Source organism: Massilia sp. Root133 (assembly GCF_001426525.1).
GTDB lineage: Bacteria > Pseudomonadota > Gammaproteobacteria > Burkholderiales > Burkholderiaceae_D > Telluria > Telluria orientalis.
In genome coordinates this window covers 1-23,328 of the sequence record NZ_LMEW01000013.1, presented here as the reverse complement: position 1 = coordinate 23,328, position 23,328 = coordinate 1, and the positions used below count along the sequence as shown (strand labels likewise).

The window sequence follows — 23,328 nt, the reverse complement described above, 5'->3', positions numbered from 1 at the left end:
CGGGTCACACGCTGCGCGTCGCGGTGGCCGGCGAAATGCTGGCCGCGCGCCACGCCGGACCGTAGGCCGCCGCCACGCCCAGCAGCCAGAAGCCGAGGGCGCCGAACACGAGATAGCCGGCCGGCAGGCGCGCCATCTCCAGCTTGCTGACGAGGAGCTGGTTCAGCGCGAGGCCCAGCGCCACGCCGCCGAATACGCCGGCGCTCGTGATCATGAAGTTCTCCGCGATGAAGTAGCGCAGGATGTCGGTCTTCTTCGCGCCCAGCGCGCGCCGCACGCCGATCTGCTTGCGGCGCTGGGTGACCCACAGGCTGGCCATGCCGACGATGCCGGAACAGGTGATCAGCACGAGCAGCGCGCTCACGGTGATCAGCATCCACTGCAGCGCGGCGTCGCCGCGGTAGCGGTTCTTGCGGTCGTCGTCGGTAGTCCCGAGCTCCATGATCATCGGCGTGGCCGACGACTTGCGCAGCGCCGCCTCCGCCTCCTTCATCACGCGGTCGCGCTGGCCCTGCTCCGTGCGCACGGCATACAGCGTGCCGCGGCCGCCGCCGTACTGGCGCTGGGGGATCAGCACGGAATGCATGCCGCGTTCCCTGGTCTCGGCGTGCGCGCTGATCAGGTTCTCGACCACGCCGATGATGCGCGCCGGATGCGCGTCGGCGCCGACGCCGAAGTAGATCGTCTTGCCGATCGCGCTCGTGCCCGGCCACAGCTTGTCGGCCGTCGGCTTCGTGATGATGACGCCCGGCGGATACACGTCCTCCGTGCGCTCGTTCACGTCGACGAGTTCCTGCGGCTGGAAATCGCGGCCCTCGACGAGCGTGAGGCCGAACGTCTTGATGAGCGAATCGCCGGACACATAGGTCGATATGTCGGTACTGGACCGCTCCTGGCGCGGGTCGAGCACGATGCTGGTGTTGCTGCCGCTGCGCGACATCGGCACCTGGCTGACCTGGGCCGCGGCGACCACGCCGGGGACGGCGCGCAGGACCTCGGTCTGGCGTCTGATGTCGGCCAGCTGCTGCTCCGGCGTGGCGTTGCTGAGCGTGCGCACGGCGATGTGGAACACCGCGTGCTCGTCGGCGAGGCCGGACGGACGCGACATGACCGCGCGCCGCTCGTTCACGATGTGCACGGCGTTGGCGAGGATCGCCAGGCTGAGTGCGACCTGCAGCGCGACCAGCAGGGGGCCGGTCTTGTTGCGCAGCAGCGCGGATAGGATGGGACGGAATTCCATGGCGTTCTCCTAGGGCCGTTATTGCGATTTGAGCTGGATCGCCGGCGTGACCTGGCACGCGCGCCAGGTCGGCAGCAGGCCGGCGAGGATGGCGGCGCCGACCGAGATCACGAAGGTCAGTCCCAGCATTTCCCAATCCATGTGGGCGACGGCAGCCATCGAATCGCTCGACATGCGGATCAGGGCCAGCGCGCCGAACGCGAGGAGCAGGCCGAGCACGCCGCCGACGAGTCCCACGACGGCGGTCTCGATCAGGAACTGGCGGAAGATCTCGGTGCGTGAGGCGCCCAGTGCGCGCCGCACGCCGATCTCGGTGGCGCGCACGGAAAACTTGGCCAGCAACAGGCCGATGGTGTTCACGAGGCACAGCGCGAGGAAGCCGAAGGACAGCCAGGTCTGCAACTGGCTGTCCTTGCCGACGACGTGCGTGTACTCCATCCAGCCCAGGGCATCGAACAGCTGGTTCGGCGCGTTGCGCGTCAGGCGGCCCAGCTTGCGCTGTTCGGCCGCGTAGCTGTCGAGCCAGGATTGCAGGTCGCCGCGGTCGCCGGACGACGCGGTTTCGAACCACGCGGTGATCCACGTGCAGTCGGACGCGAGGCGCGCGGCGAAGCCCGGCCCGACGTTCGAGGAGCAGCTCATGCCGCCGCGGTGCTGGGTTTCGTGGCGGATGGCGGTCGGTAGCGGAATGAAGAACTCCTCGCCCGTGACGTAGGGCGATCCGCCTTGGAGCAGGTAGACGCGCGGCAGCATCTTCCACTTGGCGGTAACGCCGACGACGGTGAACGGAAAGCCCATCAGGTTCAGGCGCCGGCCGACCGGGTTGACGTCGCCGAACAGCTTGTCCGCCATCGCGCGGCTCAGCACCACGACGTCGGCAGCGCGCGCCTCGTCCGCCTCGGTCCACGGCTGACCGTAGTCGAACGGCACGTCGAACATGGCGAAAAAGTCGCGCGTTGGCGCCAGGCCGCCCATGTTGAACGGGGCGATCTCGCGCCGCGGCGGCTCGACCGACGCTTCGACGCCGTACAGCGCCGTGCGGCGCACGCCCTGGCCGCTCTTGAGCATGTTCATCGCATCCTGGTAGGTGATCTGGATGTCCTCCGGCCGTTCGCCCGGCGTATAGCCTTTCACCGGGCCCGGGTCGATCAGTGGCACGAACAGCCGGGTGCTCTTCTGCGGGATCGGGTCGCTCGACATCATGTGCAGGATCGTCAGCGTGGACACGCTCGCGGCCACGCCGACGGCCAGCGTCAGCACCATCAGCGCCGTGAGGGCGGGGTTGCGGCGCAGGCTGCGCACGCCGAGCCTGAAGTAATAGCCGAACATGGTGCGCTCCTTATGCGGTAACCGTGGCGGACTTCGTGTCGACGAGGGTCGGGCCGCGGCGAACGAGGTCGGACACCTGGCCGTCGATGATGTGCACGTTGCGCGTGGTGCGCACCGCCAGTTCCGGATCGTGCGTGACCATCAGGATCGTCGTGCCGGCCGCGTTGATTTCTTCCAGCAGTTCCATCACGCCGCGCGCCATCTGCGTATCGAGGTTACCGGTCGGTTCATCCGCCAGCAGCAGTTTCGGCGAGCCCGCGAGCGCGCGCGCGATGGCCACGCGCTGCTGCTGGCCGCCGGACAGCTCGGCCGGATAATGCTTCATGCGCGACGCCAGGCCGACTTTCGCCAGGGCGTCCTCGATGCGCTTCTTGCGCTCGGCCGCGTTGAAGCCGCGGTAGCGCAGCGGGACGTCGACGTTGTCGTACAGGTTCAGGTCGGGGATCAAGTTGAAACCCTGGAAGATGAAGCCCAGCTTTTCGTTGCGCAGGCGCGAGCGGGCGTTGTCGTCCAGCCCCTTCACGTTGACGCCGTCGAGGATGTATTCGCCGGACGTGAATTCCTCGAGCAGGCCGGCGATGTTGAGGAAGCTCGTCTTGCCCGAGCCGGACGGGCCGGTCACGGTGACGAACTCGCCCTCGCGGACTTCGATCTCGAAGCCGCGCAGCGCGTGCGTCTCGATCATGTGGGTGCGGTATACCTTGGAGAGATTGGTCATGCGCAGCATGGCGGATCCTTTGGTTGGTTACTGGTTGATCGAGATGCGGTTCGCGTTATTGAATGCGTCGGTGCCGGCGACGACGACCTTGTCGCCCAGCTTCAGGCCCGACACGATTTCGACGGCCGACATGCTGGTGGCGCCCATGCGGATCGGCGTGCGCGTGGCGATCCCGTCGCGCACGACGTAGGCATAGCGTCCGCCCTCGCTCTCGACGAACGGGCCGCGCGCCACCATCAGCACGTTCGGGCGTTCCTCGATGAGCAGGCGCGCCGTCACGCGCTGGCTCTGGCGCAGGCCCTTCGGCTGTTCGCCGTCGAAGCGCACGCGCGCCAGCACCATGCTCTTGACGACTTCCGGCGACAGCGCCGACAACTTGCCCGTCGCGGTGCCCGAGGGCAGCGTGACCTCGGCGTTCATGCCCAGGCCCAGGTCGGCCGCATACGTCTCCGGCACCTCGATCTCGACCTCGAGCTTCGACAGGTCGACGAGCGTCATCAGCGGCGCGTTCGCGGCGACGACCATGCGGTCCTGCACGTTCAGGGTGCCGATGAAACCGTCGACGGGCGCGCGCACGGTCAGCTCGTCGACGCGGCGCTGCGCTTCTTCCATCGACAGGCGCGCGCGTTCCAGATCGTTCAGCTTCGTCTTGATCGCGAGCGCGACGTCCTCGCTTTCCAGGCTCGCCGCCTGCGTCGCGTGCTTCGCGCGGATCTGTGCGGACTGCAGCGCGTCCTTCGCCTTCTGGTAATCGATCTTGGCGATGACGCCGAACTGGCCCACGCTGTCGTAGCGCTCCAGGGTGCGCTGGGCGGACAGGCGGTCGATCTCGGCGGTGTCGGCCTCCTTCTGCGCCAGCAGCTTCTGCTTGCGCGACAGGATCTGCTGGCGCGCCACCTCGGCCTTCAGGCCTTCGTACGCGGACGTCTCGCGTTTCAGCACGTCCGCCAGGTCGGGCGATTCGAGCACGGCCAGCACCTGCCCCTTCTTGACGGTGTCGCCGGCCGCGACCTTCAGGTTGACGGTGGCGGGGGCCTTGGCATACAGCGTCGGGCTGACGGCGGCGACGACGCGGCCGTTGACGGAGGCGTCGCGCACGAGCGTGCCGCGCGTGACCTCGGCGATGCGCAGGCGCGACGCGCTGACGGACGCCTCGCTGCCGCGCCATGTCGACACGAGGCCGGCGCACAGGGCGGCCACGAGGACGGCGCTGCCGACCCAGAGCGCGCGGCGCTTCAGCTTGTGGCCCGGGGGCGGGGCAATGACGGCGTCTTGTTGTGAGGTATCGCGGATCATGATGTGGACACGGGTTGTGGACAGTGCCTGTATTTGCACGATCCGTGCCATGTGCTAACCCATTGATTTCACAGGCGGGGACAGTGGACACGGCCGCGTCCGCGACTGTCCGGGGGCGGTGTGGACGGACAGTCGCGGACGGTCTTGATATTCTGGAAACCGGCCATAGTTTCTTGCCAACAATAGTCCGGCGCCGCCGAGGAAAGTCCTGCATGACCTCATACAAACCTGAACCGGACGAGGTGGCGGTCCTGCGCCTTGCCGTGCCGCCCGACGCGGACGATCTGCTCGACGATGCCACCTGGCGCGATCAGCTGCTGCCCGGTTACACGGACACGCTCGCAGCCGGCACGAGCCTCTTCGGGCGCCAGGTGCTGGAGCGCGACCTGCGCGGCGGCCTCGATGACGCGGCGGTGGCATCGAGACGCGCCCGCGTGCAGGCGTTGCTGGACGATCCCGCGCAGCTGGACGCCCTCGAGCGCAAGCTGGCCTGCCTGCGCGAAGCGGACATCGACGTGGCCGCGTTGCTGTTCGCGGACACGCAGCCGCCGCGCCCCGGCTGGGTCGGCCGGCTGCTCTGGCTGCCCGTGCTGCTGGTGGCGTCGATCGCGGCCGCGCTGCTCGTCTCGCCGTGGGGCTGGGTCGGCGTCGGGGTCGCCATGTACTTCCTCGTGATGGTGCACATGCGCTACCAGGACCGCGTCGGCCTCTGGACACGATCGCTGCGCGCGCTGCAGATGCTGTTGCGCGCCTGCTCGCTGCTGGACGGCAGCGAGCAGGCGCTGAGCAAGCCCTTCGCGGGACGGGGCGCGCGGGCAGGGCGGTTGAGCCGCTCGCTGGACCGTTCGCTGCTCGCCGCATCCGGCGTGCCTGGCGCGCGCGAATACGCGGACTGGTTCGCGGCGGCCGACGTGCGTCACTACTACCGTACGCTGGCCCGGGTGTTCGGCGCGCGCGACTTCCTGCGCGAGTGCTACTGGCTGTGCGCGGAACTGGAGGCGGACGTGACGCTGGCCCGTCACCTGCGCGAGCGTCCCACCTGGTGCTGGGCCACGCGCACCGGCGCGCGCACGCTGGCGATCGACGGCGGCGTGCATCCGCTGCTGGACGAGGCGCGCGGACTGTCCGTGACCCTGGACGGCAAGGGCGCGTTCCTGTCGGGCCAGAACGGCGTGGGCAAAAGCACGTTCCTGCGCATGCTGGGCCTGAACCTCGTGACCGCGCGTGCGTTCGGCTTCTGCTACGCGCAGTCAGCGAGCCTGCCGGCGTTGCCGGTCGTCGCCAGCATGCAGAACGAAGATTCGCTGCTGGGTGGCCAGAGCCTGTATATCGCCGAGCTGGCGCGGGCGCGGATGCTGCTGGCGCGCGCCCGCGGTCCGCGACCCGTGGTGTGCCTCGTCGATGAAATCTTCCGCGGCACGAACCACGAAGAATCCGTGTCCGCCGCAACGGCCGTCGTCGACGCACTCGCGCGGCATGCGCTGGTGGTCGTGTCGTCGCACAACCTCGTGCTGGGTTCGCTGCTTGCCGACGCGCTGGCGCCGTGGCGCATCGTGCGTCGTGGCGACGGTTTGCAACTGGAGCCCGGCGTGCTGGGACGCACGAACGGCGTGGCGCTGCTGGTCGAACACGGCTTCGACACGGACGTGCAGCGCCGCGCGGAGCAGGTGGCCGCGTGGCTGGCGCAAACCCGGCTGTCAGGCAGCCTGTCGTGACAGGTACGCGCGCCAGCCGCCGAACATGCTGATGTCGGTGGCGTCGGCGATGGCGGCCGGTTCGCAGATGAAGCCCTTGACCCAGCGCCCGTCCGCCAGTTCGAGCGAGCCGATGCCCAGCGGCGCCGGGATCTCGGCCACGAATTCGCCGAAGCGGCGCAGCGGCAGTTCCCACACTTCCACCTCGATCGCCGCGCCGTCGCGGTCGACCCGCGCGAGGCCCGGCTTGGGCGGCGTCGTGCCCGGCAGCGCGTACAGGCGGTAGTGCGGCGCCGTGTGCGTGGCCGCCACCTTGCGCGCGCCCCGTTCCAGCAACTGCCAGTTCAGCGGCTGGCCCGCCAGGTGCGCGCCGACGACGGCCACCTGTACTGTCGGTTCGGCGAACGGCAGGGGATCCGCAGCCAGCGCATCGGCTTCCGCGCCGCCGAGCAGCGCCGCGACCGCCGTCGCCAGTAGGTGGTCGCTGCCGGCGGCGCCGATAAGTGTGACGCCCGCCGGCAGGCCGTCCGCACGGGAAATCCCCGGCACGGCCAGCGCGGCCATGTCGAAGAAGTTCACGAAGTTCGTGTAATACCCCAGTTGCGCATTCAGTTCCACGGGGCGCGCCAGCACGTCGGCGATGCGCGGCATGGTCGGCGTGGTGGGCACCAGCAGGAAGTCGTAGCCCGCGAGGCTGTCCTCGGCCGCACGGCGCAGCGCCGCCAGCCGGTACTGGCCCATGAACGCATCGGTCGCATCGTATTCCCGGGCCTGCCCGATGATGCCTGCGACTACCGGATGCGCGGCGTCCGGCTGCGCGTCGATGAAGGCGCCGACGGCGGCGTGACGCTCCGCGACCCACGGGCCCTGGTACAGCAGGGCGGCGGCGTCGCGGAACGGCGTGTAGTCGACCGTGCCGAACGTGCAGCCGGGGAGGTCGCGCAGGCGTGCCAGGGTCGCCTCGAAGGCGGCTTGCGCGGCGACGTCGCCGAAGAATTCCAGCTGCGCGGGCACGGCGATGCGATAGCCGCGCCGGCGCACGCCCTGCGGTGCAATGCGGCGTGAATACGGGTCGTGCGCATCGTACCCGGCCGCCGCCTGCACCACCTTCCACGCGTCGGCCACGTCCGCCGCGAACACGGAGACGCAATCGAGCGTCCGGCACGCCGGCACCACGCCGCGCGTCGAGAGCAGCCCGCGCGTGGGCTTCAGCCCGACGATGCCGTTCAGGCCCGCCGGCACGCGGCCGGATCCGGCGGTATCCGTGCCGAGCGCGAACGCGGCCATCCCCAGCGCCACGGCGACGGCGGAGCCGGAACTCGAGCCGCCCGACACATAGGCAGGATCGACCGCGTTGCGCACTGCGCCGTACGGCGAACGTGTGCCGACGAGGCCCGTCGCGAACTGGTCCAGGTTCGTCTTCCCGACCAGCAGGGCGCCGGCCGCAAGGAGTCGTTGCACTACCGGCGCGGATTCGTCCGGTACGTAGGCGTAGGCGGGGCAGGCGGCCGTGGTGGGCATGCCGGTCACGTCGATGTTGTCCTTGACGGCGAACGGGATGCCCAGCAGCGGCAGGCGCGCCAGCGCGGCGGCGCCTTCGGCCGCCAGCACGGCGTCGAGCGCGCGGGCCTGCGCGCGCAGCGCGGCGGCGTCCATGCGGCTGATCCAGATCTCGGGGCGGTCCGCGGCGGCGATGCGGGCCAGTACCTGCTCGATGCAGCGGCTGGGCGTCGATGCGCCGCTCAGGTAGTCGGCGTGGATGTCGGTGATCGTCATGATGTCTCGCGTAAAAGGATCAGAAGGCGTAGCCGAGGGTGGCCAGCAGGCGGTTGCCCTGCTTGACGCCGTAGCGGTTGTCGCCGCCGAGGAGGCCTTGCAGGCCCCAGGTAAAACCGGCGCCGAGCGGCTGCGTGAAGCCGACGGTCAGGTGGCGCCACCCGCCCGACGACGGCGCGCCGCCCGCGAAGCAGCCGTTGACGATGAAGCTCGTGCCGGCCGCGCAGCGCGTGCCGGTCAGCGTGTCGACCGTGCCCAGGTAGCGGCCTTCCTTGTGGTACGTGTAGAAGCCGAGGGTGGCGGAGAGAGTGATGTCGTGCGGGAGCGGCTGGCTCGCGGCCAAGGTCCAGTAGGTGTCGCCCCGGTTGCCCCAGACGACGTCCTTGAGCAGGGTCTGCGCCGTCACGCTGAACGGGCCGTAGCTGGCGCCCAGCTTGGTCTCGAACGCGTTGGCGTGCTCGCCGTTGACGTAGTAATAGCCCGTCAGGCCGACCGTGTAGCCGATGTCGCCCACCTTGCCGTTGTAGCCGCCGTAGAAGTCGTTCTCGATCGATTTCTTGTGCTGGAAGTCGGCGATGCTGCGATCGGCATACGACTCGCCCAGGCGTTTGTACGAGTAGTTGATCTGCGACGCCCAGTAGCCGAGGAAGAAGCCGGACGGATCGTTCCAGTCGACGCCCCATTGCAGCGCGGGCTGGTCCGACTCGGGCGCGTCGGCGCCGGCGTTGCCCAGGCCCGGCAGGCCGGGCCCATAGGTCGAGCTGACGCCGCGCAGGATGTATTTGCTGACCAGGTCCACGTGGCCGGTGAACGCAGGCGCGTCGTCGGCTTGCGCGGTGCCTGCCAGCAGCAGCGTGGCGATGGCGAGAGCGATCTTCTTGTCGTACATGCGGGACTCCTTGTGTTGGGTAGTTCGGATTCAGGATGCAGTGAAGACGGCGATGCGCTGGCCGGCGGCGACGGGCTTGCCCTCGGCGACGAGCCATTCGTCCAGCACGCCGTCGGCGGTGGCGACGACGGGGATTTCCATCTTCATCGATTCGAAGATCGCCAGCGTCTCGCCCTCGCGCACGGCGGCGCCGGGCGGCACGACGATCTTCCACACGCTGCCGGGAACGACGGCGGACAGGTACTGGCTGCCGTCGGGCAGGTCGGCCGGCGCGCCCACATCGAGCGTCGCTTCCTCGCTGACCCATTCGGCCTGGCCGCTCGTGCGCCACCGTTCGCGCTCGGCCTCGAACGCGGCCTGCTGGCGCGACTTGAACGCGGCGATCGCATCCGCTTCGCGCGCCAGGAACGCGTTGTAGTGGGCCAGCGAGAACGTGGTCTCCTCGATGCGCACGTCGAAGCGGCCGAGCGGGAAATCGCGCCGGTGCTCGAGCAAACGGTCTTCCGTCACCTCGTAGAACCGGATCTGGTCGAAGAAGCGCAGCAGCCACGGTTTGCCGTCGCGGAAGCTGGCCGTCTGGCGGTAGCGGTTCCACATCTGGACTGTCCGGCCGACGAACTGGTAGCCGCCCGGGCCTTCCATGCCGTACACGCACAGGTAGGCGCCGCCGATGCCGACCGCGTTTTCCGGCGTCCACGTGCGCGCCGGGTTGTACTTCGTCGTCACGAGGCGGTGGCGCGGATCGACCGGCGTCGCGACCGGCGCGCCCAGGTAGACGTCGCCCAGGCCCAGCACCATGTAGCTGGCCTTGAACACGACGTCGTACACGTCGCGGATCGAGTCCAGTCCATTGATGCGGCGGATGAATTCGATGTTGCTGGGGCACCAGGGCGCGTCCGGGCGCACGGTCGTCTCGTACTTCTGGATCGCGAGGCGCGTCTGCGTGTCGTTCCACGCGAGCGGCAGGTGCACGATGCGCGACGGGACGACCATGTCCTCGACCGGTCCCTGCGCCGCCAGCAGCGCGCCGATCCGCTCCAGCAGGCGCGTGGCGCCCAGGCGGCGATGGTCGAAGTGGACCTGCAGCGAGCGGATGCCGGGCGTGAGGTCGACGACGCCACCCAGGCGTGCGTCTTCCAGCGCGCACATCAGCGCATGCACGCGGAAACGCAGGTTGATGTCCAGCGCGAGGTCGCCGAATTCCACCAGCAGGTAGTCGTCGCCGGCGCGGCGGAACACGACGCGCGTACCGTCCGGCAGCGCTGCTTCGCCCGCGACGGCCGGCTGGGCCAGGCCTAGCGGCGACGCCGGCGGCGTCCACACGGGCGCCGCGTCCGACCGCTCGAACACGGCGTCCAGCGCCGCGCGCATGGCCGCCGCCTCGTCGACGGACACGCGGTGGAAGCGCACCGTGTCGCCCGGTTTCAGCTGGCCCATCTTCCACAGGTCGCTCGATACGATCACCGCGGGGCACACGAAGCCGCCGAGACTCGGGCCGTCCGGACCGAGGATCACGGGCATGTCGCCGGTGAAGTCGATGGAGCCGATGGCATAGGCGTTGTCGTGGATGTTCGACGGGTGCAGGCCCGCTTCGCCGCCGTCCGTGCGCGCCCAGCGCGGTTTCGGGCCGACGAGGCGCACGCCGGTGCGGCTGGAATTGAAGTGCACCTGCCAGTCCGTGCCGAAGAACGTCACGATGTCGTCGCCGGTGAAGAAGTCCGGCGCGCCGTGCGGGCCGTAGTGGACGGCGATGTCCCAGTGGTGCGCATAGGCCGGGATCGCGGCGGGTGCGAGTTCGCGAGTGAACGCCGGCACGGGCTTCAGCTTGAGCATGTCGCCCGCGCGCACGGCGCGGCCCCCGTGACCGCCGAACTGGCCCAGCGTGAACGTGGCGCGGCTGCCGAGATAGTCCGGCACGTCCAGGCCGCCCGCGAATGCGACGTAAGCCCGCACGCCCGCGCCGCGCACGCCGGCGAAGCGCAACGTTTCGCCGGCCGCGATGGCGTGTGCTTGCCAGTTCGCGAGGTCGCGTTTACCGTCCGCACCGGACACGCTGGCCCCGAGATCGGCGCCGGCCAGCGCGATCGTGCACGCGCAGTTGAAGCGCAGGGCCGCGCCCTGCAAGGTCATCTCCAGCGTCGGCGCGGCGACATCGTTGCCGAGCAGGTGGTTCGCCACGCGGTGCGCGTAGGCGTCCATCGGCCCGGACGGCGGGATGCCGACGGCCCACAGGCCCAGGCGGCCCGGGTAGTCTTGCACCGTCGTCTGGATGCCGCCGTCCAGCACTTCGACGGTCTGCGGCGCGAAGTCCATCGCGGCCAGCATCTGCGTGATCTGGCGGCCGGCGACGAAATCGCCGTAGCGCAGGATGCGCGCGAGGTAGGCAAGATTGGTCTCGATGCCGTCGATGCGCGACGTCTCGAGAGCGCGCACGAGCTGGTCGACCGACGCGGCCCGGTTGTCCGTCTTGACGATCAGCTTGGCCAGCAGCGGGTCATAGTAGGGGCTGACGGTGACGCCGCGCTCGACCCACGTGTCCACGCGCAGGCCCGGCGCGAATTCGACGGCCGTCAGCACGCCGGAGCAGGGTTGAAAATTGCGCGCCGGGTCTTCCGCGTACACGCGCAGCTGCATCGCGTGGCCGTGCGGCACGAGCGATGCCTGGTCCGGCAGCGTGAGCTCGCCGGCCGCCGCACGGATCATCCATTCGACGAGGTCGACGCCGAACACTTCTTCCGTCACGCCGTGCTCCACCTGCAGGCGCGTGTTCACTTCGAGGAAGTAGAACGCGCCCGTGTCCGCGTCCAGCACATATTCGACGGTGCCGGCCGACAGGTAGTGGATCGCTGCGCCCAGGCGCACGGCGGTGGCGGCCAGCGCATGGCGCGTGCCGTCCGAAAGGTCCGGCGCGGGCGTCTCTTCGATCACCTTCTGGTTGCGGCGCTGGACGGAGCAATCGCGCTCGCCCAGCGACACGACGTTGCCGCGGCCGTCGCCGAAGATCTGTACCTCGACGTGGCGCGCGCGCTGCACGAATTTTTCCAGGTAGATGCCGCTGTTCTTGAAGTTGTTCTCGGACAGGTGGCGCACGGACGCGTAGGCGCCGGCCAGTTCGTCGTCGTCGCGGCACAGGCGCATGCCGATGCCGCCGCCGCCCGCCGTACTTTTCAGCATGACGGGGTAGCCGATGCGGCGCGCTTCCGTCAGCGCTTCCTCGACGCCGTCCAGCAGGCCGGTGCCCGGCAGCAGCGGTACGTCGGCCTGCCGTGCCAGTTCGCGTGCGGTGTGCTTGAGGCCGAAGTCGCGCATCTGCCGCGGCGTGGGGCCGATGAACACGATGCCCGCGGCGGCGCACGCTTCCGCGAAGCCGGCGTTCTCGCTCATGAAGCCGTAGCCGGGGTGGATCGCCTGCGCACCCGTGTTGCGCGCCGCCGCCAGCACGCGCTCGGCCGACAAATAGCTGTCGCTGGCGGCGGCCGGGCCCACGCACACGGCTTCGTCGGCCAGGCGCACGTGCAGCGATTCGACGTCGGCCTCGGAATAGATGGCCACCGTCTTCATGCCGAGACGGCGCGCGGTGCGGATCACGCGGCAGGCGATTTCGCCGCGGTTGGCGATCAGGATCTTGTCGAACATGGCGGTCTTTCAGGCGGAGGGGGAGGTCCCCCAGATCACGAAGCGGACCGGGGTGGGGTTGTAGGCATTGCACGGGTTGTTCAGCTGCGGGCAGTTCGACACGAGCACCAGCACGTCCATCTCGGCGCGCAGCTCGACATACTTGCCCGGCGCGGACAGGCCGTCCTCGAACGACAGGCCGCCGCCTTCCGTCACCGGCACGTTCATGAAGAAGTTCACGTTGGGGACGAGGTCGCGCTTGTCCATGCCGATGTCCGCTCGCGCCAGCGCGAGCAGGTAGTTGTCACGGCAGCTGTGCATGAATTTCTTCTGCAGCGCATAGCGCACCGTGTTGCTCTCGGCCGCGCAGGCGCCGCCCAGCGTGTCATGGCGGCCGCACGTGTCGGCCACGATAGCCAGCATCGGCCGGCCGCGGTTCGAATACAGCACCGAGCCGGCCGACAGGTAGATGCCGCCCTGGCGCTGCAGCGTGTCGGTCACGCTGTAGCTTTCAGCCGTGTCGGCGGCGTTGTAGAAGATCGTGTCGACGGCCTGGTTGCCTTCCAGGTCGACGATGCGCAGCGTCTGGCCGCGTTTGACTTCGTGCAGCCACGGTTCGCCGGCCGGCAGGTCGTGGATGGCCAGGGCGGCGGCGGGATCGAGCGTGCTCTCGCGCAGGGTGTGCATGACGGTCTCCTCAGCGGTAAATCAGTTCGGTGTTATGAAAGCCGCGGCCGTTTTCGGCGCACGACAGGCGGCACACGTCGTCCTCGCCGGCCGGGCCGGAATCCCAGGCCACGATGGCGACCTTACCCGGCGCGTAGTCGGGGCGCGGATCGAGCGGGTGGGGCGCGGTGGAGACCAGGACCAGCGTGTCCATCTCGAAGCGCAGCTCGACGAAGTCGCCGGGCTTTGCGTGGTTCTCGGCGAAGCGGAAACGCCCGTCGGCATCGACCGCCACCCTGGAAAACAGGTTCAGGTTCGGTACGAGGTCGCGCAGGCCCAAACCCCATTTGCCCATCTCGACGAGCAGGCTGTCCTTGCCGTTGCGGTGCATCGCGTTGCGGTGTTCCTGGTAGCGCTTGACGCCGTGGCGGCGCGCGATGCCTTCCGCATCCGACAGGCCGCACAGCGGATCGTGCCAGCCCACCGTGTCGCGCGGGATCGACGCGAGGATGCGGCCCATGTCCGAGTACAGTACGTGGCCCGCCGTCAGGTGTGCCGTGTGCTGGGCCTTCAGCGTGTCCGGCACGTTGAGGCGCTCCATGCGCTCGTCGGCGCGATACAGCAGCACGGACGTGTTGGCGCCGGCTTCCACGGCGATGAAGCGCAGCGTGGTGCCGCGCCGCACGCGGTACGACCAGTGCGCGCCGCCGGGGAAGCGTTCGGTCCACAGCACGCGGGCCGGGTCCAGGTCCGGTGCCAGTTCGAGAGTGTGTTCGGTGTGTGTCATGGTGGCTCCGTCAGGTCGTGCGAGTGAGTTTTTCGAGCTGTTCCAGGTCGGTCTTGACGCCGGACGTCTCGCGGATGCGGTTCAGGATTTGGCGCTTCAGCGCGGAGAATTCGGGCGCGAGCTTCAGGTCCTGGTGGCGTTTGGCGCCGAACGGCACGTCGACGATCGAATCGATGCGGCCCGGACGCGGCGCCATCACGACGACGCGCTCGCCCAGGTAGATCGCTTCCTCGACGTCGTGCGTGACGAACACGATGGTGGTCTTTTCCAGGTGGTGGACGTGGCGGATCAGGTCGTGCATCACTTCGCGCGTCTGCGCGTCCAGCGCGCCGAACGGCTCGTCCATCAGCAGCACGTCCGGCCGCGCCATCAGCGCCCGCGCGATCGCCACGCGCTGCTGCATGCCGCCCGAGAGTTCGGCCGGATACGCATGCGCCATGTGCGCAAGGCCCATCAGGCCGATGAGGGCGTCCGCGCGGCCGGATGCGATTTCGACGTCGCTCGACGTGGCGGCGGCGTGGTGCTTGAGGCGGCGGCAGAAGCGGATGTTGTCCTTCACCGTCAGCCACGGGTACAGGCTGTAGCTCTGGAAGACCATGGCGCGGTCGGCGCCGGGGCCGTCGACGTCGCGGCCGTTGCAGACGATGCTGCCTTGTCCGTATTCCTCCAGGCCGCAGATCGTGCGCAGCAGCGTCGATTTGCCGCAGCCGGACGCGCCGACGAGGGTCACGAATTCGCTGGCTGCGATGTCCAGGTCCACGTGCTGCAGCGCGAGCGTGCGCCGCGCCCCGCGGCCATAGTGTTTGTACAGGCCGCGTACGGCTATCTTGGGTGTCATGGTTCAGCCTCGCAGGTGATGCCAGGGAAAGCAGCGCTTGTGCAGCCAGCGGAACGCCTGGTCCGTGAGCAGGCCCACGAGGCCGATCAGCAGGATGCCGGCGAAGATCTTGTCGGTCTGGAGGAAGCGCTGCGCCTTCAGGATCGCGTAGCCCAGGCCCGAGTTCGCGGCCACCAGTTCGGCCACGACGAGGTACGTCCACGCCAGGCACATCGCGCCGCGCAAGGTGGTCAGGATCGCGGGACGCGCGGCCGGGATCAGCACGTACTTGATGATTTCCTCGTTCGTCGCGCCCATCGTGCGCGCCGCTTCGATCGGCGCGTCCGGCACGCGCGCCACGTCGGCGGCGACGAGCAGCAGCATCTGGAAGAACACGCCGACCCAGATCACCGCGATCTTCGCGCTTTCCTCGATGCCGACCCACAGCATGATCAGCGGGATGAACGCGACGGCGGGCAGGTAACGGGTGAATTCCGTCAGCGGCTCGAGGAACGCGCGCACCGGCGCATACGTCCCGACCAGCACGCCGAGCGGCACGGCGACGAGGGCCGCGACGCAGAAGCCGCCCAGCACGCGGCCGATGCTGACGATGACGTCGCCCAGCAGGTCGCCGTCGCGGTACCACTCGCCCAGCTGGGCCAGCACCTGCCACGGCGGCGGCAGGAATACGGGATCGGCCCAGCCGTTCAGCGACACGAGGATCCACACGGCGAGCGGCAGCACGAAGCCGGCGACGGCCAGCGCGAGCGCGCTGCGGCGGCGCAGATCGCCGCGCACGTCCCACGGCGAGCGGCGGTTGCGCATCACCGTGGGGCCGGCCGCGCCGTCAAGAGGGGACAGGTCGTCGCGCATGGCTTACTTCTTGAGGGCGTCGGCCAGCAGCGAGGCGTCGATGCCGGCGGCGTAGTCGACCGGGCCGGCGACCAGCTTGTTCGTGCTGAGGAATTTGTGGATCTCGGGACCGGCCGCGACGAGCGACTGCGGCTTGCTGGCGTCGAGCGCGGCCTGGTTGTCGGCGCGGCCGAAGAAGCGCGTGCCCGGCAGGAAGACCTTGTACTCGGCCGGCTTGATGCCGACCACTTTCGACATGATCTGCACCGCCTCGTCCGGATGGTCGTGGATGAAGGCCTGCGTGTCGAACCACGCCTGGATCATGCCGACGAGGTCCTGGCGCTTGATCTTGTCGCGCAGGGACTTGCCGTGGGCGACGAGCAGGTCGGGCACGAGGCCCGGCATGTCGCGCGACGTGAACAGCGCGTGGCCCTTGCCGCTCGCCTGGATCTTGTTGACCCACGGGTTCCACACGACGGCGGCGTCCACGCGGCCGGCCACGAACGCGGCGGCCGCATCACCGGCGGACAGGTTGACGACCTTGACGTCATTCATGCTCATGCCGTTGCGGGCCAGCGCCGTGGCGAGCACGAAGTGCGAGATGCTGAATTGCTCCAGCGCCACCGTGCGGCCCTTCAGGTCCGCGAACGACTTGATCTTCGGGCCGACCATCAGCGCGTCATTGCCGGCCGAGTTGTCGTTGACCAGCACGGCCTTGACGTCGACCTTCTTCGCCAGCGGCGTCATGGTGTCCGACCAGGTCTGCGCATTGGCGTCGAGCTGGCCGGCCGACAGCGCGGCGACGGAGTCCGTGTAATTACCGAACCAGACCAGCTTGACGTTGGCGCCGTGCCGCTTGAAGAACCCCTTCTGGTCCGCGACGTACCAGGCCACCCAGCCCGGCCAGTCGGACAGGCCGACCTTGACCTCGGCGTGCGCGGGCCCGGCGGCCGACAGCGCCGCGCACAGGGCGAGGACCGTTGCGATGGAACTGCGAAGGATGCGGTGATGCTGGAAGAAACGCATGATGGAGCTCCCGAAGTGGATAAAAACGAGAGGCAAGCGATTGCGGCGCAATCGTCCTCCCGGGCTTTTATCCCTCCGTGTAGCTCCTTGCCGCGTGGCGGCGGGGAACCGGCAGCTCTCGGACCAGCACCGCTCGCGCGGTCGGAACCCTAGCCACCTTGTCGAGATGTGCGCGATGCCGACATCGGCCCACCTCTCGTTGCAGGTTCAATTTGCAAGAACGGTGCCAGCGGGTTTCGTACAAGCGCTCCCTGTGTGCGTGTGCCGTGCGCACGTTCGCGGCGCGCCGCGGCGGTGCGTCCATGCGCCGATCTGGTGCGTATTTCGCGCAGGCCGTGCGCCACGGCGATGGACGCGGGCGGGCATCGACCTTGCATGGGATGGATCACGATCACGCAGCGGAGCACCGATGTCCACCTTTGCCAGCACCTTGTGTCGCCGTCTCGCCCGGCTTGCCTGGGCGTTCCTGTACCTGCTGGCCTCGCAGCCCGCGCACCGTTATCCGTGGTTCGCACGGCCCGGAAAAATTCGGGGTCAGAGCACATTTTTTGACCGGTGACCGGCGAGTTGGCAGGAGTTGGTTGGGCATTCCGCGAACATGCTGGCGATTTGCCAGCAGCCGCGAAAATTAATGTGCTCTGACCCCGAATTTGAGCTCTAGTCGCGCGGCAACGGTTTGCCTTTGGCGATCACTTCGTGGCAGTCGCCCTTGATGGTGGCGTTGTCGTAGTCGGTCCAGCCGTAGCTGTCGACGTAGCGCTTGTGTTGCTTGAAGGCGGCGTTGACGAAGCTCCACGCCAGGCGCTCGTCCGGGTAGCGCACGTCGCCCAGGTCGAGCAGGGTGTGGAACATGTTTTCGGTTGCCAGCTTCGCCTTGCGGTGGCGGCGCAGCTGCGTGACCTTGTCCGGGAAGCGCGCCGCGTACGCATCCGAATACCAGGCGAACGCGGGGACGTGGAATTCGTATTGCGTGTTGTGGCCATGGAAGGCGAGCCGGCAGCTGTTGTCGTACAGCGTCTGGCCGTGGTCGGCCACGTACAGCATGGCGGCCGGCTTGTCGGCTTCCTTCAGCGTGCCGATGACGTGGTCGAGGAACCAGTCCGTGTACAGGATCGAGCTGTCGTAGCTGTTGTTCAGCTTGTCCTTGATCCTGATGTCCGTGTAGACGGGCTTGTCGATGCCGTACAGCGACGGCAGCCATTTGTCGAACTGCTTCGGGTAGCGGTGGCTGTAGTTCCAGTGGCTACCCAGCGTGTGCAGCACGATCAGTTTCTTCGGCGCCGGATCCGCGACGGCATGTTTCAAAGGGCCGAACAGGATTTCGTCGTAATTCGAATTGTCGGTAAAACCGCCCAGATTCAGGAAGTCGACGACGTCCGCTTCCTTCGCGAACACGGACACGGGGGTGTCGAACTTGCCGAACGAGATCTGGTTCGACAGCCAGAACGTTTTATAGCCCGCTTCCTTGAACGCGGTCAGGAACGATTTTTCCGAGAACCCGTCCTTGAGGCTTTGCGTGGCCGGCTTGCGCGAGATGATGACGGGGACGCTCAGGCGCGTGGCGGAGACGGACGTGATCACGTCGCGCAGCGGCACCACGTTCGGCTCCTGCGACAGCAGCGGGTTCGTGTCGCGGTCGTAGCCGTTCAGGCTCCAGCGGTCGTAGCGCGACGATTCGCCAATCACCATCACGATCACCTGCGGGTCGTCGTTCGGCTCGGCCAGGTGGGCGTGGAAGCGGAAGTTGGCGCTGCGACGGTTCAGGTCGGCGAGATAGACCCGTTCCTTGTAAAAATCGACGCCGCGCGCGGCCAGGCCGAACGGCCACGAATGCGCGAACGTGTCCAGGTCGAACGGCAGCTTCATCCAGTGCGCCAGCGGCGGCAGCGAGGCGGGGCGCGGTATGCTGGACGGACGCGGCGCCGCGGTCTCTTCGCTGGCGGCCTCGACGCTGTCGGAGGCTTTCACGAGCCGCGCGCTGGCAGCTGCCGGGCCGGCAGCCGCGAGTGGCGGCGGAGCGACGCCGTACTTCAGGCCGTAGGCGAACACGACGGCCACGACCGCCAGCACGCCCAGCACGACGGGGCGCGACACGTCAGCCCAGTCGAGGTCGCGCGTGCGCCAGGCCGCGATCCAGCTCGTGACGAACCACGCGAGCATGCCGACGAAGACGCCGATCAGCAGCCAGACTTTGCTGCCGAGGAATTCCATGGCCTCGGCCGGGCTCGTCTCCGCGATGATGCCGAGGTGGTGCGTGGAAATGCCCTGGCCGTAGAACGCATATAAATAAAGCTCGACGGGCAGCGCGAGGAAGGCGGGCAGCAGCAGCCAGTGGAAGTACGCCGGGCGCTTGAACACGCCCCACACGCCCAGCCAGGCCAGCAGTTCGATGCCGGCCACCTGGCCGGGGTGCGACAGCGGCTGGCCGAACAGCGGCGCCACGTACGGCACGCAGGACAGGAGCAGATAAGTGAGCGCGACGTACAGGTTGCGCGGGCGTAGCAGGAATGACATCGAACGAACGTGTGCGGCAGCGCGGAGGCGAAGTCGGCTATTATCCGGTTTTTGCCACTGGTAACGCTATTCCATCTGCACAACGGATGAAATCCGGCGTACACTGGTTGTGTCGTTATCACGACATCTACTGAGCAATTACACAATCTTCCGCCGCTGTCGCGGTGCCCGGTCAGCAAGTTTGTTGACCCGGCCCCGCTTCAGGTCTATACTCGCGAGTTCTCGAATTATTCTGCGCATGGTTTACGCATAACAGCCGCTCCCGCTGGTGAGTGGCTTTCGTCGCCTGTACGGAGAGTTGCGGGACAAGGTTTCAGCCCCCGGAAAGCAAGAGCCCCGGGTCATTAACTAGTAGTTATTTTGTTGGATTTTTGAACGATGCCAACCATCAATCAACTGATTCGCAAGCCGCGTGAAGCCGCGGTTGTGAAGAGCAAGTCGCCGGCACTGGAAAACTGCCCGCAAAAGCGTGGTGTCTGCACCCGTGTCTACACGACGACCCCGAAGAAGCCGAACTCGGCACTGCGTAAAGTCGCCAAAGTTCGCCTGACCAACGGTTTCGAAGTCATTTCGTACATCGGCGGTGAAGGCCACAACCTGCAGGAACACTCGGTCGTGCTGATCCGCGGCGGTCGTGTGAAAGACTTGCCGGGTGTGCGTTACCACATGGTCCGCGGTGCACTGGATACCCAGGGCGTGAAAGACCGTAAGCAGGCCCGTTCGAAGTACGGTGCCAAGCGTGCCAAGGCTGCCAAGAAGTAATCTTCTTGCAATCTGGGTAAATTAATATTGAGTTAGTTGAGGCGGCCGGAAGGCCGAGTAAGTGAAGGGCTTTGATGGCCTTTCGCGAGTGCGATAAGCACTCAACTGAAGACAGGAAGGAATTGAAATGCCACGTCGTCGTGAAGTACCCAAGCGCGAAATTCTGCCGGATCCGAAATTCGGCAACATCGATCTCGCCAAGTTCGTCAACGTTCTGATGTTGTCCGGCAAAAAGTCGGTCGCAGAAAACATCATCTACGGTGCATTCGACTACATCCAGAGCAAATCGGGCAAGGACCCGCTGGAAGTGTTCGCAACCGCGATCAACAACTGCAAGCCGATGGTCGAGGTGAAATCCCGCCGCGTCGGTGGCGCCAACTACCAGGTGCCGGTTGAAGTGCGTCCGGTCCGCCGTATGGCCCTGTCTATGCGTTGGTTGCGCGAAGCCGCAAACAAGCGTAGCGAAAAATCCATGCCGCAGCGCCTGGGTGGCGAGCTGATGGAAGCAGCAGAAGGCCGCGGCGGCGCGATGAAGCGTCGTGACGAGGTGCACCGTATGGCTGAAGCGAACAAGGCGTTCTCGCACTTCCGCTTCTAAGCGAATGGCCAACTACCCTTGGAGGCAGAACGCCTCCGGGGTCGTGCGGCCATGCAGTATCAGTTGTTCAGGCCGAGCTCATTTTGATCACCAGAATGCTGCTCGGTTTTGTCCATTCAAAAGTTAGGAAAATTTATGGCACGCACTACCCCTATTGAGCGCTACCGTAACATCGGTATCTCCGCTCACATCGACGCCGGTAAGACGACGACCACCGAGCGCATCCTGTTCTACACCGGTGTTAACCACAAGATCGGTGAAGTGCACGACGGTGCAGCCACCATGGACTGGATGGAGCAGGAGCAAGAGCGCGGCATCACCATTACCTCGGCAGCGACGACCTGCTTCTGGAAGGGTATGGCCAACAATTTCGAGCCGCACCGCTTCAACATCATCGATACCCCGGGCCACGTCGACTTCACCATCGAGGTGGAGCGTTCGATGCGCGTCCTGGACGGCGCCTGCATGGTCTACTGTGCAGTCGGCGGCGTGCAGCCGCAGTCGGAAACCGTGTGGCGTCAGGCTAACAAGTACAAAGTCCCGCGTCTGGCATTCGTCAACAAGATGGACCGTACCGGTGCGAACTTCTTCAAGGTGTACGAGCAGATGCGCGCCCGCCTGAAGGCCAACCCGATCCCGCTGCAGATCCCCATCGGCGCCGAAGACAACTTCAAGGGCGTGGTCGACCTGGTCAAGATGCAGGCGATCTATTGGGACGACGCGTCCCAGGGCATGAAGTTCGACTACCGCGAGATCCCGGCCGAGCTGGTCGATCAAGCCAACGAATGGCGCGAAAAACTGGTCGAGACCGCTGCTGAAGCGTCGGAAGACCTGATGAACAAGTACCTCGAAGAGGGCGAGCTGACCGAAGCCGAGATCAAGCAGGCACTGCGCCAGCGCACCATCGCTTCGGAAATCGTTCCGATGATGTGCGGCACCGCCTTCAAGAACAAGGGCGTGCAGGCCATGCTGGACGCGGTCATCGAGTACCTGCCGTCGCCGGTCGACATTCCGCCGGTCAGCGGTACCGACGAGGACGACCAGCCGGTCACCCGTACGGCATCGGACGACGAGAAATTTGCCGCGCTGGCATTCAAGATCATGACCGACCCGTTCGTCGGCCAGCTGATCTTCTTCCGCGTGTACTCGGGCGTCATCAAGTCGGGCGACACCGTGTTCAACCCGATCAAGGGCAAGAAAGAACGCGTCGGCCGTATTCTGCAGATGCACGCGAACCAGCGCGAAGAGATCAAGGAAGTCCGTGCAGGCGACATCGCCGCTGCCGTGGGCCTGAAAGAAGCGACCACCGGTGAAACGCTGTGCGACCCGGCTGCTCCGATCATCCTGGAAAAGATGGTATTCCCGGAGCCGGTGATCCAGCAGGCCGTCGAGCCGAAAACCAAGGCCGACCAGGAAAAGATGGGCCTGGCACTGAACCGTCTGGCTCAGGAAGACCCGTCGTTCCGCGTGCGCACCGACGAAGAATCGGGCCAGACCATCATCGGTGGTATGGGCGAGCTGCACCTGGAGATTATCGTCGACCGTATGAAGCGTGAATTCGGCGTGGAAGCGACCGTCGGCAAGCCGCAGGTTGCTTACCGCGAAACGATCCGCAAGTCGGTCAGCGACGTCGAAGGCAAGTTCGTCAAGCAGTCGGGTGGTCGTGGTCAGTACGGTCACGCCGTGCTGTCGATCGAACCGCAGGAACCGGGCAAAGGCTTCGAGTTCATCGACGCGATCAAGGGTGGTGTGATTCCGCGTGAATTCATCCCGGCAGTCGAGAAGGGTGTGCGCGAGACGCTGTCGAGCGGCGTGATGGCCGGCTATCCGGTGGTCGACGTGAAAGTCACGCTGACCTTCGGTTCGTACCACGACGTGGACTCGAACGAAAACGCGTTCCGCATGGCCGGTTCGATGGCATTCAAGGAAGGCTGCCGTCGCGCCAACCCGGTCATCCTCGAGCCGATGATGGCCGTGGAAGTCGAGACGCCGGAAGACTACGCCGGTACCGTGATGGGCGACCTGTCGTCCCGCCGCGGTATGGTGCAGGGCATGGACGAAATCCCGGGCGGCGGCGGCAAGATCATCAAGGCCGAAGTCCCGCTGTCGGAAATGTTCGGTTACTCGACCGTGCTGCGTTCGGCAACCCAGGGTCGTGCGACCTACACGATGGAATTCAAGCACTATGCTGAAGCACCGAAGCATGTGATGGACGCCATCGTGACGGCTAAAGCCAAGTAATAGTCAGTTGGGGACAGAGCAAAGGCGATGAACCCTGCTCTGTCCCGCAAGAGCGTTACAAATAACAGGCCGGCGGTACCCCGCCTGGCCTGAACAAAAACTAGATAATTGTTCTTTTAAAGGAAGATCAAAATGGCAAAGGAAAAATTCGAACGGACCAAGCCGCACGTGAACGTCGGCACGATCGGTCACGTTGACCACGGCAAAACCACCCTGACGGCGGCAATCGCAACCGTCCTGTCGAAGAAATTCGGCGGTGAAGCCAAGGCCTACGACCAGATCGACGCGGCTCCGGAAGAAAAAGCACGCGGCATCACCATCAACACCGCGCACGTCGAGTACGAAACGGCCAACCGCCACTACGCACACGTCGACTGCCCGGGCCACGCCGACTACATCAAGAACATGATCACCGGTGCTGCCCAGATGGACGGCGCGATCCTGGTGTGCTCCGCTGCTGACGGCCCGATGCCGCAGACCCGCGAACACATCCTGCTGGCTCGCCAGG

Annotated in this window: 19 protein-coding genes and 1 riboswitch; of the genes, 6 read left to right on the top strand and 13 right to left on the bottom strand. The window is 66.7% G+C overall.

Features of this window, described 5'->3' with window-relative positions:
• Positions 1–4 precede the first annotated feature (4 nt).
• From ASD28_RS13615 to ASD28_RS13600, 4 genes are read right to left on the bottom strand one after another with little or no spacing between them, the layout of a single operon-like run.
• Positions 5–1,240 carry an ABC transporter permease gene (locus ASD28_RS13615; protein WP_056128550.1) on the bottom strand — a complete coding sequence of 412 codons (1,236 nt, stop codon included), beginning with the start codon at positions 1,238–1,240 and terminating at the stop codon, positions 5–7.
• A gap of 18 nt (positions 1,241–1,258) precedes the next feature.
• Entirely contained in the window at positions 1,259–2,569 is a 1,311-nt protein-coding gene (locus ASD28_RS13610) for an ABC transporter permease (protein WP_056128547.1), read from the bottom strand.
• Positions 2,570–2,579: 10 nt separating this feature from the next.
• The gene (locus ASD28_RS13605) at positions 2,580–3,296 is read right to left on the bottom strand and encodes an ABC transporter ATP-binding protein (RefSeq protein ID WP_056128535.1); all 717 of its coding nucleotides are present in this window, start codon (positions 3,294–3,296) and stop codon (positions 2,580–2,582) included.
• Between the two features lie 18 nt (positions 3,297–3,314).
• Complete coding sequence (locus tag ASD28_RS13600; RefSeq protein WP_056128532.1) at positions 3,315–4,583, bottom strand: efflux RND transporter periplasmic adaptor subunit; 1,269 nt, start codon at positions 4,581–4,583, stop codon at positions 3,315–3,317.
• Positions 4,584–4,795: 212 nt separating this feature from the next.
• Between ASD28_RS13600 and ASD28_RS13595 the strand changes: the two genes are divergently transcribed.
• Positions 4,796–6,298 (top strand): hypothetical protein, encoded by a 1,503-nt coding sequence (locus ASD28_RS13595; protein WP_056128530.1) that lies wholly within the window; start codon positions 4,796–4,798, stop codon positions 6,296–6,298.
• Here ASD28_RS13595 and atzF read toward each other — a convergent pair.
• The 8 genes from atzF to ASD28_RS13555 are packed head-to-tail and all read right to left on the bottom strand — an operon-like array spanning position 6,281 to position 16,705.
• Positions 6,281–8,053 carry an allophanate hydrolase gene (gene atzF, locus ASD28_RS13590; protein ID WP_056128528.1) on the bottom strand — a complete coding sequence of 591 codons (1,773 nt, stop codon included), beginning with the start codon at positions 8,051–8,053 and terminating at the stop codon, positions 6,281–6,283. The two genes, ASD28_RS13595 and atzF, sit on opposite strands and share 18 nt — an antisense overlap.
• A gap of 19 nt (positions 8,054–8,072) precedes the next feature.
• Positions 8,073–8,942 (bottom strand): TorF family putative porin, encoded by an 870-nt coding sequence (locus ASD28_RS13585; RefSeq protein WP_056128527.1) that lies wholly within the window; start codon positions 8,940–8,942, stop codon positions 8,073–8,075.
• Positions 8,943–8,972: 30 nt separating this feature from the next.
• Positions 8,973–12,578, bottom strand: a complete 3,606-nt coding sequence (uca, locus tag ASD28_RS13580) for an urea carboxylase (RefSeq protein WP_056128524.1) — start codon at positions 12,576–12,578, stop codon at positions 8,973–8,975.
• A 9-nt stretch (positions 12,579–12,587) separates the two neighbouring features.
• Positions 12,588–13,244 carry an urea amidolyase associated protein UAAP2 gene (locus ASD28_RS13575; RefSeq protein ID WP_056128521.1) on the bottom strand — a complete coding sequence of 219 codons (657 nt, stop codon included), beginning with the start codon at positions 13,242–13,244 and terminating at the stop codon, positions 12,588–12,590.
• A 10-nt stretch (positions 13,245–13,254) separates the two neighbouring features.
• Positions 13,255–14,010, bottom strand: a complete 756-nt coding sequence (locus tag ASD28_RS13570; RefSeq protein ID WP_056128518.1) for an urea amidolyase associated protein UAAP1 — start codon at positions 14,008–14,010, stop codon at positions 13,255–13,257.
• A gap of 10 nt (positions 14,011–14,020) precedes the next feature.
• Complete coding sequence (locus ASD28_RS13565; RefSeq protein WP_056128515.1) at positions 14,021–14,848, bottom strand: ABC transporter ATP-binding protein; 828 nt, start codon at positions 14,846–14,848, stop codon at positions 14,021–14,023.
• 3 nt (positions 14,849–14,851) lie between these two features.
• A complete protein-coding gene (locus tag ASD28_RS13560) occupies positions 14,852–15,700 on the bottom strand; it encodes an ABC transporter permease (protein WP_056128513.1) in 849 nt (282 codons plus the stop codon).
• A gap of 3 nt (positions 15,701–15,703) precedes the next feature.
• Positions 15,704–16,705, bottom strand: coding sequence for an ABC transporter substrate-binding protein (locus ASD28_RS13555; RefSeq protein ID WP_056128511.1), 1,002 nt, complete (start codon positions 16,703–16,705; stop codon positions 15,704–15,706).
• A 54-nt stretch (positions 16,706–16,759) separates the two neighbouring features.
• A riboswitch (guanidine-I (ykkC/yxkD leader) is annotated at positions 16,760–16,869 on the bottom strand.
• Positions 16,870–17,114: 245 nt separating this feature from the next.
• On the opposite strand from ASD28_RS13555, the gene ASD28_RS31810 reads away from it, so the two are divergent.
• Complete coding sequence (locus tag ASD28_RS31810) at positions 17,115–17,264, top strand: hypothetical protein (protein WP_156403821.1); 150 nt, start codon at positions 17,115–17,117, stop codon at positions 17,262–17,264.
• A 98-nt stretch (positions 17,265–17,362) separates the two neighbouring features.
• On the opposite strand, the gene ASD28_RS13550 is transcribed toward ASD28_RS31810, so the two are convergent.
• Positions 17,363–19,219: a phosphoethanolamine transferase gene (locus ASD28_RS13550; protein WP_056128509.1), complete on the bottom strand. Its 1,857-nt coding sequence runs from the start codon at positions 19,217–19,219 to the stop codon at positions 17,363–17,365.
• 378 nt (positions 19,220–19,597) lie between these two features.
• On the opposite strand from ASD28_RS13550, the gene rpsL reads away from it, so the two are divergent.
• The 4 genes from rpsL to ASD28_RS13530 all read left to right on the top strand — a co-directional run.
• Positions 19,598–19,981 carry a 30S ribosomal protein S12 gene (rpsL, locus tag ASD28_RS13545; RefSeq protein WP_036240557.1) on the top strand — a complete coding sequence of 128 codons (384 nt, stop codon included), beginning with the start codon at positions 19,598–19,600 and terminating at the stop codon, positions 19,979–19,981.
• A gap of 127 nt (positions 19,982–20,108) precedes the next feature.
• Positions 20,109–20,579, top strand: coding sequence for a 30S ribosomal protein S7 (gene rpsG / locus ASD28_RS13540; protein ID WP_056128507.1), 471 nt, complete (start codon positions 20,109–20,111; stop codon positions 20,577–20,579).
• 135 nt (positions 20,580–20,714) lie between these two features.
• The gene (fusA, locus tag ASD28_RS13535) at positions 20,715–22,820 is read left to right on the top strand and encodes an elongation factor G (protein ID WP_056128506.1); all 2,106 of its coding nucleotides are present in this window, start codon (positions 20,715–20,717) and stop codon (positions 22,818–22,820) included.
• 132 nt (positions 22,821–22,952) lie between these two features.
• Positions 22,953–23,328: GTP-binding protein (locus ASD28_RS13530; RefSeq protein ID WP_200951825.1), on the top strand; the 376-nt coding region annotated here is incomplete at its 3' end.